At 52.4% G+C, this 15,280-nt stretch carries 11 protein-coding genes and 1 pseudogene; 2 read left to right on the plus strand and 10 right to left on the minus strand.

What is annotated here, in order from left to right; translation table 11 throughout:
* Nucleotides 1-229 precede the first annotated feature (229 nt).
* Complete coding sequence (locus J9260_RS09935; RefSeq protein ID WP_210217636.1) at nt 230-547, plus strand: transposase; 318 nt, start codon at nt 230-232, stop codon at nt 545-547.
* 572 nt (nt 548-1,119) lie between these two features.
* Here J9260_RS09935 and J9260_RS09940 read toward each other — a convergent pair.
* From J9260_RS09940 to J9260_RS09960, 5 genes and pseudogenes are all read right to left on the minus strand, one after another.
* Nucleotides 1,120-1,845, minus strand: a complete 726-nt coding sequence (locus J9260_RS09940) for a transposase (protein ID WP_210217637.1) — start codon at nt 1,843-1,845, stop codon at nt 1,120-1,122.
* A gap of 227 nt (nt 1,846-2,072) precedes the next feature.
* Nucleotides 2,073-3,292, minus strand: a pseudogene (locus J9260_RS09945) (IS256 family transposase).
* A 51-nt stretch (nt 3,293-3,343) separates the two neighbouring features.
* A complete protein-coding gene (locus J9260_RS09950) occupies nt 3,344-4,432 on the minus strand; it encodes a hypothetical protein (RefSeq protein ID WP_210217638.1) in 1,089 nt (362 codons plus the stop codon).
* Nucleotides 4,433-4,783: 351 nt separating this feature from the next.
* The gene (locus J9260_RS09955) at nt 4,784-5,902 is read right to left on the minus strand and encodes an IS91 family transposase (protein ID WP_210217460.1); all 1,119 of its coding nucleotides are present in this window, start codon (nt 5,900-5,902) and stop codon (nt 4,784-4,786) included.
* A complete protein-coding gene (locus tag J9260_RS09960; RefSeq protein WP_210217459.1) occupies nt 5,890-6,759 on the minus strand; it encodes a tyrosine-type recombinase/integrase in 870 nt (289 codons plus the stop codon). The genes J9260_RS09955 and J9260_RS09960 overlap by 13 nt, the downstream gene beginning before the upstream one ends.
* 513 nt (nt 6,760-7,272) lie before the next feature.
* Between J9260_RS09960 and J9260_RS09965 the strand changes: the two genes are divergently transcribed.
* The gene (locus J9260_RS09965) at nt 7,273-7,893 is read left to right on the plus strand and encodes a hypothetical protein (RefSeq protein WP_210217639.1); all 621 of its coding nucleotides are present in this window, start codon (nt 7,273-7,275) and stop codon (nt 7,891-7,893) included.
* Nucleotides 7,894-7,974: 81 nt separating this feature from the next.
* On the opposite strand, the gene J9260_RS09970 is transcribed toward J9260_RS09965, so the two are convergent.
* The 5 genes from J9260_RS09970 to J9260_RS09990 all read right to left on the minus strand — a co-directional run bounded on the left by J9260_RS09970 (nt 7,975) and on the right by J9260_RS09990 (nt 15,278).
* Nucleotides 7,975-11,427 carry a PPi-type phosphoenolpyruvate carboxykinase family protein gene (locus tag J9260_RS09970; RefSeq protein ID WP_210217640.1) on the minus strand — a complete coding sequence of 1,151 codons (3,453 nt, stop codon included), beginning with the start codon at nt 11,425-11,427 and terminating at the stop codon, nt 7,975-7,977.
* A gap of 132 nt (nt 11,428-11,559) precedes the next feature.
* Nucleotides 11,560-12,261 carry a c-type cytochrome gene (locus J9260_RS09975; protein WP_210217641.1) on the minus strand — a complete coding sequence of 234 codons (702 nt, stop codon included), beginning with the start codon at nt 12,259-12,261 and terminating at the stop codon, nt 11,560-11,562.
* Nucleotides 12,258-13,610: an NAD(P)/FAD-dependent oxidoreductase gene (locus J9260_RS09980; RefSeq protein ID WP_210217642.1), complete on the minus strand. Its 1,353-nt coding sequence runs from the start codon at nt 13,608-13,610 to the stop codon at nt 12,258-12,260. The genes J9260_RS09975 and J9260_RS09980 overlap by 4 nt, the downstream gene beginning before the upstream one ends.
* The gene (locus J9260_RS09985) at nt 13,607-14,044 is read right to left on the minus strand and encodes a c-type cytochrome (RefSeq protein WP_210217643.1); all 438 of its coding nucleotides are present in this window, start codon (nt 14,042-14,044) and stop codon (nt 13,607-13,609) included. Before J9260_RS09985 ends, J9260_RS09980 begins: the two co-directional genes overlap by 4 nt.
* 10 nt (nt 14,045-14,054) lie before the next feature.
* Nucleotides 14,055-15,278 carry a hypothetical protein gene (locus tag J9260_RS09990; RefSeq protein WP_210217644.1) on the minus strand — a complete coding sequence of 408 codons (1,224 nt, stop codon included), beginning with the start codon at nt 15,276-15,278 and terminating at the stop codon, nt 14,055-14,057.
* Nucleotides 15,279-15,280 lie beyond the last annotated feature (2 nt).

Here is a 15,280-nt window from a genome sequence, read left to right on the forward strand (position 1 = left end):
TCATCATTAGGGAATGATAATATACCCATATTGTGATCGAGCGCAAAAATAGGGGTAATTGAGTGGTGACTTTATGATCTAGCCCAGCAAACCCGGACACCCCAAGAAGTGAGTACAGGTAAAATTACTGGCTCCGTCTACAGATCATAGGCATCGCCGAGTGATCTACCCCGCGAATAGTGGACAGTACTAAAAGCGAGTATTCTCCCCCCGACAGAGAGGTACTTGAATGACCACGACGAAAGCATCCGGCAAAAAAGCCACGTACATACGGCACAACCAAGAATACAAGGGCGAAGCCCTGAAACTGGCAGCCGATCTAGGCATAGCCAAGGCAGCCAAGCAATTAGGTTTACACGAATCGCAACTGTACGCTTGGCGCAAAGACAGTGAACACGCTAAAACGGTGAGTGACCGTGAAGCGACCTTGGCAGCCGAAAACGTCCGCCTGAAACGTCAACTCCCCCAGCAGGCGGAGGAGTTGTCGATCCTAAAAAATGCGGCGACGTACTTCGCTCAACAACTCAAGCGAGGTACGAATACATGAAAAATCATCGGGTTGAATATTCTATTGATGGGGCAGATCATTTCATAAAATGCCACCAGTTGCCATCTGCCTCTCGATTTACTGTTTCTTGCGACTCCACTCCAATATGCACTTCCGATCTTCCTTCTTCTGGATAACGGTATCTGGTGAGCTGTGCGCGAGAAAATGACTGAAATTCAGAATTCGATATAAGTGAATTACGCTGGTCATCAGTAGGCACGCAAATCCATAGTGCCAAGTAGCGTGGATGTATATAATATGCGCCATACCACATAATCCAAGCCGGATACCCAAGGCGACGCGCTTCTGACTTCAACGCCCGCACGACGAGGGTGATCGAGATTCTGGCGAACAGTGATCGGACTGGATTCATAATTCTGCCTAACGAGGGTGTAGAAAAACCCAAATCTGATCATCCCATCCAGATCGGGCAGTCATTTTTTTGAACACCCCACACGGCTGACAGGTTTTTTCACTGTTGCCAACTTCCGGCTTCCTCATAACGCCCTGAATGCCGCCTGATACGCTCAATACGGTGTGTGTTTTCGTGTTTGGCTGCATCATTGCCCCCTTCATGCGGCATACCCGTGATGCGCCAGCTTTTCGAGGTTGTGCATCAGGCAAAACAGTTTCCATTGCCCGTCCACTTTGGTTTTGCCGCGTAAGGTGAAGCGGTGCAGGCGTTTGTTGTCGCGCAAGTTCCCAAACACGGGTTCGACCGTGGCGAAGCGTTGGGCGATGATGCGTTTGCCGAGGTCTGAATCAATCTTTGAGTTCATCTTTTCAGCGGCTTTTTCCATGCGTCCCGCTTGACGCAGAAAGTCAGCGCGTGTGCCGGACTTCTCCTTGCTGGCATTGGATGGCAACTTCACCCCGTCGATGGCAAATAGCTCTTTGCCGATTAACCCTTGGCGGTCACAAATCAGCAGCACTTGGGCAAACAGTTTGGCGATCAGCTCCCCCGCATTGGCAATGAATGCCGCCAGCGTGGTGAAATGCGGCTGGCTGTCACCGGAAACCGCAATGAACAGCATATTTTCGCGACACGCCGCTTCGATTTTACGGCTGCTGATAATGCCCCGGCTGTAGGCCAGCAGGATGATTTTCAGCAAAGCCGCTGGGTTAAAGGCTGCCGCTCCTTGCACATCATTCTTATAACGTTGGTGGAAGCCTTCAAGGTCGAGTTCGTTATCCACCAAATGGCGTAGCGCGTATTCAAACGTACCGGGCAGGATTTGCCGGTCAAAGTCCAGTGCCAACAGTTTTAAGCCTTGATGCATCGGTTTGTAGCGTGCCATGCCTGCCTACTCGTTAGGGTGCTTGCGATGCCTGATTATCCCACAAAATGGCGGTTTGGAGGGTTTTTCTACACCCTCAACGTCCGAATTGACGGGCGCGGCAGGGAGTAGATTGGACGAAGACGCGGGCTGTCACCGCGTCCGTCGTCGAATAACTCGTTAGAAAACTAATCACTTTTGTGAGGCAGTACTTATGAGTCTGTCAAATAAACTGTGTAACACGTTTTTCATAGGGCGGAGAGCGGAACCCGCTCTTCACCGAACATAAGTAAAAAAGTCTGCAAAGCGGGTTTCCAGTGGTGAATGACCGACCACTTTTGCGAGGCTTCGCGTACCGCCAAATACAGGCTTTTGAGGGCTGAACTGTCATTGGGAAAGATGCGCCGGTTGCGGGTAAACTTGCGCAAACTCATGTTCAGGGATTCAATCGCATTGGTGGTGTAAATCACTTTGCGGATCTCCGGCTGGAACTGGAAAAACGGGATGACATTCGCCCAGTTACCGCGCCATAGACGCACGACTGCTTTGTATTTGTTACCCCATTCGGTGTCGAGGGCTTCCAGTTCGTGTTCGGCTTCTTCAGCAGTGCTGGACTGGTAAATGCGCTTGAGGGCAGCGACCACACCTTTGGTATCCTTGGCGGTGACGTAGCGCAAGCTGGCGCGAACCATGTGTACCATGCACAACTGGGTCAGCGTTTTGGGAAGACCGCGTTGACGGCTTCAGGCAAGCCGTTTAAGCCATCCATGCACGCCACGTAGATGTCTTGTACGCCCCGGTGGCGTAGTTCCGTCAAGACCGATAACCAGAACTTGGCACCTTCATTTTCTGCCAACCAGATGCCCAACACGTCCTTTTCACCGCGTAAGTTGACCGCCAATACCACATGGGCTGATTTATTGATGACCTGCTTATCTTGTTGAACTTTAACGACAATCCCATCGAGCCAGACAATCGGGTAGATATTATCCAGTGCTCGCGTCTGCCACGCTTTAGCTTCGCCCTGAACGGCTTCGGTTACTTCCGCGATCAGCGTATGCGAGATGTCCACCCCGTACAGGCGTTTGATCGTGTCTTCGATGTCGCGGGTGGTCATGCCTTTGGCGTACAGCGTCAGGATGTGTTCTTCCATCCCTGCTAACCGTATTTGGCGTTTTTGTATCAACTTCGGCTCAAAGCTGCCATCACGGTCACGCGGTGTCTCTACCTGCAACTCACCAAATTCGCCTTTGATGGTCTTGTTGCCTTTGCCGTTACGGGTATTGCTGCGCCGTTGCCCGGCTTCGCTACGCTCACCCTTGTCGTAGTTTAGGTGCACATCCAATTCGGCTTCCAAGCTGCGGTTGATCATCCGCTGCAAGAGCTGGCTGTAAAGGTTTTTGACATCAGCAGGCGTTTTGCAATCGCTGAGTAAGTCATCCATGAGTTTCGGGTCGAGGCGTTCCATGTTACTGCTCCTTCTTGGGATTCACGTTATATAGCAGTTACACAGTTCAGTTTACAGTCTCGTACTTATTGCTTTTAAAAAATCAACAGCATCTGGTGATTGAAAGTCAATAGCTTCAGAATGAAATATATCTTTTATTTTTTCTGGATCTGATATTTCCAGCTCGTACATTAGTTGAATTAAATTCGCCTTTGTCGAGTAGAATACCGACATCTTTAAAGTATACCTAAAAAGCTCCATAAACATTTTAACTAGCAGAAAAAGCATTATAGATGTTGCAACTTTTACGACTACAGAATTATAAATGTAGAATTGATTTTTTTGAACTCTATCTTCTTCTTCAATTAGTTCATTTTTAAGTTCTGTTTTTCTTTTTTGTATTGATTCAATGTTACCTTCTTCTTTTTTTATTTTTTCATCAACAAATTCATTAAATTGTATTGCATCATTTGCAATAGTCTTATCGTTAAACTTTGATAAAATATCTTTGCTAGAGTATGTGGAGCTAAATATGTATTTAACTTTTAAAATTGAAGCATGATGGCTTGGCATTTCTGATTTGTCGTCAACCCATTTTAAAGAAATGAATACATTGGAATCATATTGGTCGTCTGTATAAAGATTGTTGTAATCGTGAATTTTGTTAGTATAAGTAAGTATCTGATTATTATATGTTTGGCTGCCTTTGGGGTGAAGATGATATAATTTTAAAGAAAGAGTGTCATTTCCTACTTCTTTATTTAATAGCTCTGTGTAATTGTAATCAGCAGCATCATCATTCTCTTTAAGATCAGCTATTTGTTGAAAAACGTTATTAATTTGAATATATTCAAGATATGTTAATGAGGATACATCTTTTATGTAACCAATGTAAAAGTTATTGTTCTGAAAGTCATGTATTTGAGTTTTTGGGAATTTTATTTTTTTAAGTTTTTCAATGCTCTCATTGATTTCCGTAATTTTATCAATACTGTTGATTTCTTCTTGTAAGTTCTTAATCTTTGTTGAGCTTGTATCGAGAGATGTTGTCGTGAAAAGTTTATATGCTCCAGCTATTACTATAACGATAATGATAAGAACAAATATAGATATTAGCTTAAAAGCTCGTGCTTGATTCTCTAATTTATTAATGACGGCCAATGTTTATCCTTTTGTTTTCTAACGTTAAAGCATTTTATGCCGTGTGCGGCAGCACTGGGCATAAATGTCTTGTTGGACGGAACCGCGTGCTACGGAGTCCCACTCTTTATCTATAAGGGGATTGCTTTTCCAGCCTTTCGCTACATTAGCCCATGCTGCCCGATTATTTAACACCGACTGCTGCTTTTCCATTGCCTTGTCACCGCCTGCTACCCTGATTGTGGTCAAACATAGCACAGGGTCAGGGGCGTTTCGAGCCTTTTGTCCAGCAGACGCAACAGCCGTGGGGGGCAGTCCGGGGCTGCCTGTTTTTCCCTTGCCCAAAGCTAAACCTACCTGCCTATTGTGCCGTCAACCATACTCCAACCGTTGCGGCGGCAGCGGGTAACGCACCCGCATCATCCCGGTTTTGCAACAAGGGCAAGGGATGCCATCAAAGCGAGCAATGGCTTCCATTGGCTTGTCTGCCACCATTGGCAGCGTGGGTGCGTAACGGGCAATGGCCTCGCGCACTTGCGGCAAGCGGGTTTTGCGGCAGGCATTCGCCAACCAGCCGTAATGGCGGATGCGCAGGAACCCCGCAGGCAATACGTGTTGCAGGAAGCGGCGCAGGAACTCATCACCCGCCAAGGTCATCACTTTCTGCTGCCCATCGCGGTAATCGTGGTAGCGGAAGCTGACCGTTTCATCGGTGATACCCAACAGGCGCGACTCACTGATGGCAATCTTGCGGGTGTAGCGTGCCAGATATTTCACCACCGTTTCGGCCTTGTGCAGGCAGGGTTTGGCATACACCACCCAGTCTTTACGCATCAGTTGCCCCAGCAATTGTTTAACCTCACCGGGGTGGGTGACACGCGGCAATTGCCCATCCTCGGCAGCCTCCCGCAAGCGGCTGACCAGCTTGCCCCGGAACAGGCGCGACAGCACTCGGATCGGGAACAGGTAGGTGCTTTTTGCCGGATGCCACTGTTGCGCAGCATCCAATGCCCCGCCGGGGATCAGGCAATGCAGGTGGACATGCTGGCTGAGGTTCTGCCCCCAGGTGTGCAGTACCGCAGTCATCCCCAATTGCCCGTTGAGGCGTTTGGGGTCATGCCCCAAGGTGTTGAGTGTGTCCCACACGCTGCGGAACAGGGCATGGTAAACCACCGCTGGATGTAGCCTGACCCAACCGTTCAACTCATGTGGCAGGGTGAACACCAGATGGAAGTACGGTGCAGGCACAACATTCGCCAGTTCACGCTGTTGCCACTGCTCGCTGGCCTGCTGCTGGCAACGCGGGCAATGGCGGTTGCGGCAGGCATGGTACAGCGGGACTTCCTCGCCGCATTCCCCACAGCGCAGTTGGAAACCACCCAAGGCAGCGGTGCGGCACGCCAGCAGTTGTTGGCACACCTTGTTCACTGGCGGTGGCAGCGGCGGCAAGTGTGACTGAAACCGCTGCACCACCTCGGCTAGGCGTAACATACGGCGGCGGCATCCAGCCCCGCCAGCAGATCAATGGCTTGCCCGCCTTGTTGGGTTTCCGGCAACCAATGCGCATAGCGCATCGTGCTGCTGACATGCTCATGCCCCAACACCTGCTGCAACTGGTGGATCGGCATTCCCGCCTGCAACGAATGCGTGGCAAACGCATGGCGCAGGCTATGGATGCCGCCTGCCTTGCGGATACCCACTTGCCGCTTGGCGCGCAGGTAGATTTTCTGGGGTGTCGTCATCGACTGTTGGTAGCCGTAGTATTTCCCCGGAAACAGCCATTGTTTGGGGTGGCAACGCTGCCAGTAAGCCCGCCATTGTGCCAGCAAGGTGTCGGGTACGGGCACGTAACGGTCTTTTTGCCCCTTGCCCTGCACCACATGCAAGATGCGGCGGCTGCCGTCAATGTCCTGCACCCGGATATTCACCAACTCACTGACCCGCAGCCCGCAGGCATAACAGCTCAGCAACAGCAGCCGGTGGGTCGGGTTGTCGGGGGCTGCCACCAGTTGGCTGACCTCCGCCCGCGACAGCAAATCAGGCAAACGTTGCTGGCGTTTGGGCAAGGCAAAGCGGTAAGCCATAAAATCCGCATCTTCCAGCACCGTCACAAACAGGAAGCGTATCCCGTTGAAATACAGGTGACAGGTGGAGGATGAAACGTGGCGTTCTTTTAACAGCCACAGCAACCATTGCTGCACCTCATCCGCCGAAATCTTGTCTGGTGAGCGGTGGTAATAGTGGCTTAGGTCAAGGACGGCTTGGACATAACTGTCGTGGGTTCTGGGGGAATAGCCACGCATCTGCATGGCATCCAGCATCCGCTGGCGCAACGGGCTGACTTTCATGATGGGTTCTCCTGTAAATGTCCATCTATCGGACACTTAAAGTGTGGCTCATCAGAGGAAAATCGTTGGGAATCAGTGGGCTACCGCGTTAGCGGTTTAGTTCAACAGTTTGTTATACGGAAGCCATGTATATTGAGCTATACAGCCTGCGGTTGGTTGTTGAACACAGGCTGTATATCCAGTTCGTCGAGCGTTCCGCATAGTCTGGGCTTGGCATGGTTCACGTCCTTAAATTTGGTCAACGGCAAACGGCGTATGTCTGGCTTCGATTTCATAAACCGTAATCACGCTACCGCCCTAGCGTGTACACACCAAGGTTTGCGGAACGCTTTTTCTGAACATCATTTGACCGATTGTAAGTGATAGTTTTAATGAATGGAATCTGAATTTTTCACTCCCAAAATCGACCAGCGGTATGATGTCGCCGATGCAAAATCGGGGCTAAGTGTCTGTCTGCACTATAATTTGGTTAAGGCGTGCGTTTATGCCGCCTTCACATCAAAAGGTGATGCCATGAAACGATTATTAGCCAGTGCGGTATTGTTCGCAGTAACGGCGGGTGCGCAGGCCACTGTTTCCGAATACACCGCTTTTTTCATCCCTTATGAGCGGGCGCAAAGCGGTTACGTGTGTTTAGACAGTCAGCTTATGGAGGCCGAATTCGGTATCCCGTTGGCGAGCTTGATGGAAGGGATTTTTTCCGAAACCAAAACCCTGCACCAAATGTTGGGTGGCACAAGCACTTATAAGAATATCAATCTGTTAGTGAATGGCGCGACCAAGATTCCCTACACCTATAATTTTGACCGTTACACCAGCAGCGGGGTGTATGAATATTCCTTCACGCTGGATATGGCGGCGTTTAATACCTTGAACGGTGCGACTGTTGCGGGGCGGCAAAAGACCAAAAACACCGCGAAACTGGCGTTGATTGCGATGCTCAAAACGGCAACGGCGATACACGGCGCGGGTAATTTCCGGCTGTGGGTGAAGTTCAATAATTTGCCATCACAAGCAGGCTTGAGCGGCAGCACAGTGTATAGCGGCGGGCTGGATTGGCCTACTTGGCCTTACACTTCATCGAGCAGTCTTTACAACACCTACCGCACCGAAATGATTGACTCAGGCTGTTAACCGTAGGGGCAGACCTACGTGTCTGCCCTCTTCCACCGAACCCCAACAGGGCAATCACATAGGATTGCCCCTACGAAGCGGTCAATAAACGCCGAGTAAATCCGCGCCTATCGTCCCCTGCAAACTCGCCAAATACCCCGCCGTGCGAATCCGCGCCAACTTATCCTGTGCCTGTTGCAACCGTCCGGCAATATCCAACCGTTCCGCCACATCCTGATGGGTTTCTTTGGCGAGGAACGCTTGCAGATACGCGCAATGGCGTTCCCACAACGCCGCATCACGCTGCTGCTTGGTTTCCAACCGCTGCTGATACCAGTCGGATGCCAGCAATGCCTCGCGGGTAAACAATGCGCGAATCTCAGGATGATGCGCATCCTTGCCCTCATACTGCCCCGTTGCCATGATATGCAGCAAAGCTTTCAGCGGCGGGCAAGCGTCTTCAATACTGCCATCGTCCAGATACGCTTGTGCCACCTGCTGCTGCGCTTCGACGATATTGTTCACGCCATCCACGAACACATCCATGCCTTGCGTTTCGGGTTTGAGGATGTCTTCGCCGAACACCACCGCCGGATTGTCGAAGATTTTGCCCATGAAAGTGGCAACAAAACGGTCAGTAATCCGATACCCCAAGCGGCTGGCTTGCACCCATTGCCCGTGATGCTCGAAATCGCTCAAGGCTTCCAGATAGCCGTGTTCGATCAAATACGCCGGATCGCGCTCATTTTCGCGTAGCCGTGACCAAATTTCAGGAATCAGCAAACTGATGTCGTGATCAACCCGCAAATTCGCGCCGATATAGCCCGCCGCGCTGGAAAAACCTGCATAGCCGCTGATCATGAACGACACCAGCGCATTGTTCAGATCCGCCGTGGTGCGCAACGCATTGAACGGTGCTTTGGTCAACGCACCTTCGCTGCCCGCGCCCGTGGTGGACGGCGATTTGCCGGTCACGCTACAGATAAAATCCATAAACAGTTCCGGCAATTCCTGATAATGGATCGGGTTGAACACCGCCAGCGGACGGATGCCCTTACCCGGCGGATTATTACGCCGCCCGGTCAGCACCGCATCCACCGGTGTCATCAACGGCTGATCCAACGGCACGCGCCGCAGGAAACGCGCCCCCATTTCCGCGATGTATTTGCGCATCGGCTGCTGCAAGTCAGGGCGGATTTGCAAATAACGCGGGTTTTCGCTGGGCTTGCCATTCACCAAACGCGGGTTGGCGGAAGACACCACGTATTCGCCGGATTCATGTGCGGCTTGCAGCAGATTCGCCATTGGCGCGGTGTATTTCTGGAATTCAACCACATCCTCAACGATTTCGGTAAGGTTATCGCCCTTGAGCGGCTCGAAATTGGCAATGAAGTTGCCCGGTTGCGCCATGTCGAATTCGGTTTGCTTGTCGAAACCGCGATGAATCGCTTCATCAGGGCGTTGGAACAAGCGATATTCGCAGTTTTTCACCAGTTTGACGCTGGGGTTGGAGGATTTCGGCGAACGGTTCGGCAATTTATCCGCGCTCACCACGACCGACGCGCTAATGTCGTCTTCCATCTGCACTTTTTCGGTGGCGATGAAATCTTGGCGGACTTTGTAGGTGCGCCAATTGCCGCCATTCCCCAAACCTACCCGCAAATACGACGCCACCAAATCACGTCCGTTGTGTTTAAGCGCGTTACCGGGCATTCCGTTGATGACATCCACCGAGAAATGCTTGCGCCAATCCTTGCCCCATTCCGGTTTGTACATGCGCTTGATAATGAAAGCTTGCGACAAAATCCGCGCCGGAATCGCTGACAGCCACGCATTGTAGGCATCGGTATGGCTGGGTGATGGTGTAAATAATTTAATCACCGAGCCAAGACTGCGTTCCTCGCTGAGCGGTTGACGGGAAGGGTCACGGTCTTCATCTGCGCATTCGGGCTTAAAACGGGTGCTGTAATCGTAGTCGAAAATCGCCGCGACTTGATCCATATCCGTCTCGAAATCTTGCACGAATACCGGGCCGTAAATCACCGCATCATTTAATGATTTGGAAATTTCCGACTTGCCGCCGCCGGATACGGTGCAAGGCTTGTGGCAGAACGTGCCTTCCGCATCCGTACCGATAATCCGCCAGCTTGGGGCAGACGGGTGTTTCTGCATTTCAGTCTTGTAGCCGTTGGGCTGCATGTAGACTTTGTTGGGGCGTAATTTCAGGCTGTGTTCGCCCGTGGCATTTTTCCAGCGGATGCTTTGGGTGCGCAAATCCATGCGGATGTCGAGTGGCAAATAGATCAGGTCGGGGTGGGCTTTGTCGATGGCGTAGCCTTCAGGCTGCACGTCCATCACCGCGCCAAATTGCGCCACCATGCTGTCGAAATTGTAAACGTCGGGGCGTTTGCGAGTGCGGCTATCTGTGCCGTATTCTTCACCGTGGTTGCGGCGTTGGAACGCGAGTGCGCCGCCTGCGTGTTCTTCTTCAGCCAGCCCGAACAGGTTGGCGGAATAGCTGATCTGGGTTTTGACTTCTTTCTTGCAGTAGCCGTAATAGTTGTCGGCGAGGATGGTGACAATCACGCCGCGTTTATCGCGTGCCACAATTTTGAAAGCACTGCCGTCGTTGTAACGTTCGCCGTCTTCTTTCCAACACATACCGTCTTTGCGCTGGCGTTCAGTGGCTTGATCGTAGTGCGGCAAACCGAGTTCTTGTTTGGTCAAGCGGGTCAAATGCGGGGCAAGGATCACGCAGCCGGTATGCCCTGTCCAATGCTCCACGTCGAGCGCGGCATCGTGTTTGGGCAGGTAGGGGTTGCCTGCATTGCCGAAAATGCTTTCGACGAAATCGAGATTGCTGACCAGATTGCCGGGGGCAAAAAAGCGGATTTCCATGCTCTTTTCGGCTTCGCTACCGGGGATTTCCGGGCAGACTACGGGACGTAACAGTAGCGACACGAACAAGCGGGCTTTTTGCGCTTCGTTGGCGGTGAAGGGCAAGGCCAGCAAGTCGTCCGGCGGATTGAGGGCGTGTTGCAACATCCGCGCATACGCAATTTTCGGCACAGCTTTCTTGTCGCCGGGAATAGGCAAGCCACCTTCGGCAATGTGGAACGAACCTTTGGTGGTGCGGCGGTCATTCGCCGGGTTGTGCAAAATGCCTTGCTTGATGCGGTAGCTGGACACAATGTCAGATTTGAAGGCATCGCCGTCAGAAGGCAGCGAGAGTTCCCGCGCCACGCCGTAGCGGTCGAGGACGATGCTATTACCGGGCAGGCGTACTTTTTCCGCACCACAATCCGCGAGGTAGCTGTCGAGGAAATCTTGAATACGCTGGTCAGCGGGGCAAAGGTAGCCAGCCAATAAACGGTTTTTTTCGCGGTAACTGGCGAGTAAGTCGTCGGCGATGGAAAGGAATTCGTTGTCCCCGGCTTGGGAGGCGGGTTGCCCGGTGGAGGAAAGCTTGAGATTGATGTAAAGCTGTAAGCGGCGGCGTTCGGCATCAGTGTCTGGGCGTAACTTACCCAAACCCAAGGATTGTTCCATATTCATGTAGGGCGGCTCTCTATAGTGGACTAACTGTGATTGGCGAGAGCCTACCGAGAAATAGCGGGTAACGCCACTCAAAAAAATCCCCGACCGAAGTCAGGGAGACGTGCTAGGAGGAGGAAGCACTAACGAAACTTATAATCCTTGGTAATACGCCGCCAACTGGTGAATTTCCTCATTGGTCAATTTACTGGCGAATTGTGCCATCGCTTTATTGACATCATTGTGACGCTCACCATTTTTATACAGTGTCATAGTGCGGATAAAGGCTTTTTCCGATTGCCCCGCCAATGCCGGAGCCGCTTCTTTACCACCCTGCCCCTTCACCCCGTGGCAAGACGCACACGGCGTAATCAGACGGGTCGGATCGCCCTTACGCACCAGCCGTTCCGCATCCGCGTGCGCCGGGGCTTTCACCGTGGCTTCGTGTGCAGGCAAACTCGCGTAATACGCCGCCACATCCGCCATATCCTGCTGACTCATTGGCTCGACTGCCGCCTTCATCAGCTTGCTGCGCTCATCTTCGCTACGCAAACCCGACTGATAATCCAGCAGCATTTTGTAGGTGTAATCGGTTTTTTGCCCCGCAACGTGTGGCCAATTGCTGGTCGGGGCAACGCCGTTTTCACCGTGGCACGACGCACACATCAGTTGCGAATTCAGCGCTTTACCACGGGCAATGTCACCCGCAGGCATATCCGCCAACGCCACGCGCAAAGTCGCAGGTTTCCACTTGACCGCATCCACCGCTTCATGCGCGGCCTCATTTGCCCACACCCAGCCGGATAGCAACAGGGCAGCACCCACCCCAATCAAGGAAAGTTGGAAAATTTTCATGCGAAACAGTCCTCCGTGAAGGATTTCAGCCAAGCCTGCTGATACACCGCGCCCATGCGAATTTGCGCCGGAGTCGCATCCAGCTTCAAATAGCGGCTGAATTTACCCACACGCTTGATCTTGTTTTCGGCTTCCGCCAGCTCGAATACGTCGGCGACGTACAGCCCGTAATCCGAACCCGCCAGCGCGTAACAGGTGTTTTCCCAGCTAGGCGTAGGAATTTCACGCCCTGCCAACGCTTCGACAATCGCACGCGCCACGCTTTTCGCCTGCGTATTCGCCGAAAAACCGGATTTCGGCATCACGTCAGCATGGCAAGCATCGCCAATCACATGCACATGCGGGTGAAGGCTGGACTCGAAGGTTTTGCGCTTATTCGGACACCAGCCTTTTTCGTCGGTCAGCCCCATCGCGGTAGCAATCTTGCCTGCCCGCATCGGTGGCACGATATTGATCACATCCGCCTTGATGTCGCCGCCGTCGGTTTTTAAGGTCATTTTTTCAACGTCCAGCGACACGGGTGTGCCGCCATCCGCTTTCGGAATCCAGCTCAGGATACCGGGGTTGCTGTGCTGCTTGATCTCTACACTCGCGGGTATATCCTTGCGGAATTTTTCCGGGATATTGAAGCCGTACAAGCGGTTCCAGCCCAGCATCATGGTCTGGTCGGTCACGAATTCGTCTTTCGGGTCAACGATAATGACTTTGGCGGTCGGGTTGTGTTTCTGGCACCATTCCGCCACCAATGCCGGACGCTCGTAAGGCCCCGGCGGGCAACGGTAGGGCGCGGGTGGAGCCACCATCAGAAACGTGCCACCTTGCGGCATGGCTTTAAGCTGTTCGCCCAGCAACGCGGTTTGCTTGCCCGGAATCCAGCCCGAAGTCACTTTAGTTTCGGCAATTTCAGCGGAATAGCCCGGAATCTTGTCGTACAGCAACTCAATCCCCGGCGACACTACCAGCTTGTCGTAACGCACGGCACGACCGCCTTTGAGCTTGACGCTGCGCTTGTCGGGGTCGAAACCGACCACTTCGTCGATAATGACATTCACGCCGTACTTGGATTTGAGCGCGTCATACGTCACGTTCAAATCGTCCATCTTGATGTGTCCGGTCACGACTTCGGACGAACCGTAAGGACGGATGTAGACCGGATTTTTTTCAATCACCGTCACTTTCAGATTCGCATCCAACAGCCGCAGGTATTTAGCAGCGGTTGCCCCGCCTACCCCACCGCCGATAATGACCACATGCGGTTGCGCCCCCGCAAACGCGCTACGGATAGGGAATGCGCCCGCCAGCGCAGTTGCGCCAAGCAGCCCCAAAAATTCACGTCGATTCAGACTCATGGGGATACCTCCATAAAATAACGTGCCATGTCGCGGATTTGCTGTTCGCTCAAGCCGTTAGCAACCGTGCCCATCAAGGTCGATTGGCGTGCGCCATCGCGGAAATCCAGCATGGTTTTGACGAATTCCTGCTCCGGCATTCCTGCCAGCGGCATAAATGCTTCGTTTTCCAGCGTGCCGTTCGTGCCGTGACATCCGGCACAGGTATGCGCAAGAATTTCGCCCGCTTTGGCTGCGGTACTGCCTTCTTGTCCCTCCCCTGACAAGGGGAGGTTAGGAGGGGTTTCTTGGTTCGCCATTTCTTCCTGAATCAATTCGCGGATCATCTCGCGCAATTCGTCTTTGGAAACGCTCTCAACTTTTTTCTCATCCGCCTGTACGCTACCCAGCAGGGCAAGCAACAACAGCGGCAATAGGATTGTTTTCAGTTTCATCATTACCCCCTTAGCGCAGCCACACCCACAACCCCAGCACGAAGAAGTGGATAATCCACAACGTGATGAGGAGAATGGAAAGATTACCCAAGCGCGTCACCGCAGGCGAAGGCGTATACATACCTTCCGTTTGCCCCGCTTGCCAGGCCACGGTGAGGAAATAGCTCAACACCAAGCCACCAATAATCACAAACGTGCCGAAGAACAGCAGCGTGCTGTACCAGTCCATGTTCACCGGATAATCGAGCGCGTTGTAGCCAAAATCACCGAACAAGATATTCCAGCGCAACACTTCCCGCGCAATCGCCACCACAATCACCGTGATGGCTGCCAGCCCAAACAAGCCGTAACCAAACAACGGCGCATTCACGCGATTGCCGATGAGTTTCGGCATGACAGCGGTGAGGGAGATAAGCACCGCTGCCAGCCCAACCCAAGGTGAGAAACCAAAACCGGCCTGACTGTCTGGCAATGTCGCCATCCAGCCAATGCCGAAGGCCAGTGCGACGATGCCACCGGCGAGACTCAAGACCGTTGCCAGCCCTTTCAACCATTGCAGATAACCGTTATCCACATCGGTACGGTGGCTAATGTAATGGCGGTAAGCAAACAACCAGCCACCAATCACCAGCACCGACAGGCTGATGAAAAACCCAAAACGCCACCCGTTGTAATCGTGCAACTTGCGCCCTGACGCATCAATTTCACCATTCGGCGCATACCACTGCATCCACTGATCCGGCGACAGCATTTCATAAGTGAGGACGTGCATAATGAAACCGACCACCAGCATCAACGCCAGTGACAAGATCATCGAGCCGGGGCAAATGGTTTTCTGCGTTCCCAAATGGTGGTTTTTCGCGTAGAAAAAATACATCAGCAAATACGCCACGGTGAGGATCACAATAAACCCAATCACCCACCACGCCGACAGCACATTGGATGTGTACCAAAACGGGTCATAAATCACCTGCACAAACAGCAAGGGCGCAACCCCCAACACCACCGCGACCGACACGGCAATTTTCGCCACGCCTAACATCGCCTGTGCCAATTGGCGTTGATAAGCCGCTTTCGACAACGCGCCCCAAATCACCAGACCGGACGCGCCCAACATCACCTGCACCGCGAGGATGTGCAACGCAAACGTCAGTACCCCCAAAATCAGGAAGGTCACAGGGTGCGAAGGCACACCCGCTACATCGCGCAAGGCGTATAACATTTCAGCATTCATGG

Source organism: Thiothrix unzii, from assembly GCF_017901175.1.
Taxonomy (GTDB): domain Bacteria; phylum Pseudomonadota; class Gammaproteobacteria; order Thiotrichales; family Thiotrichaceae; genus Thiothrix; species Thiothrix unzii.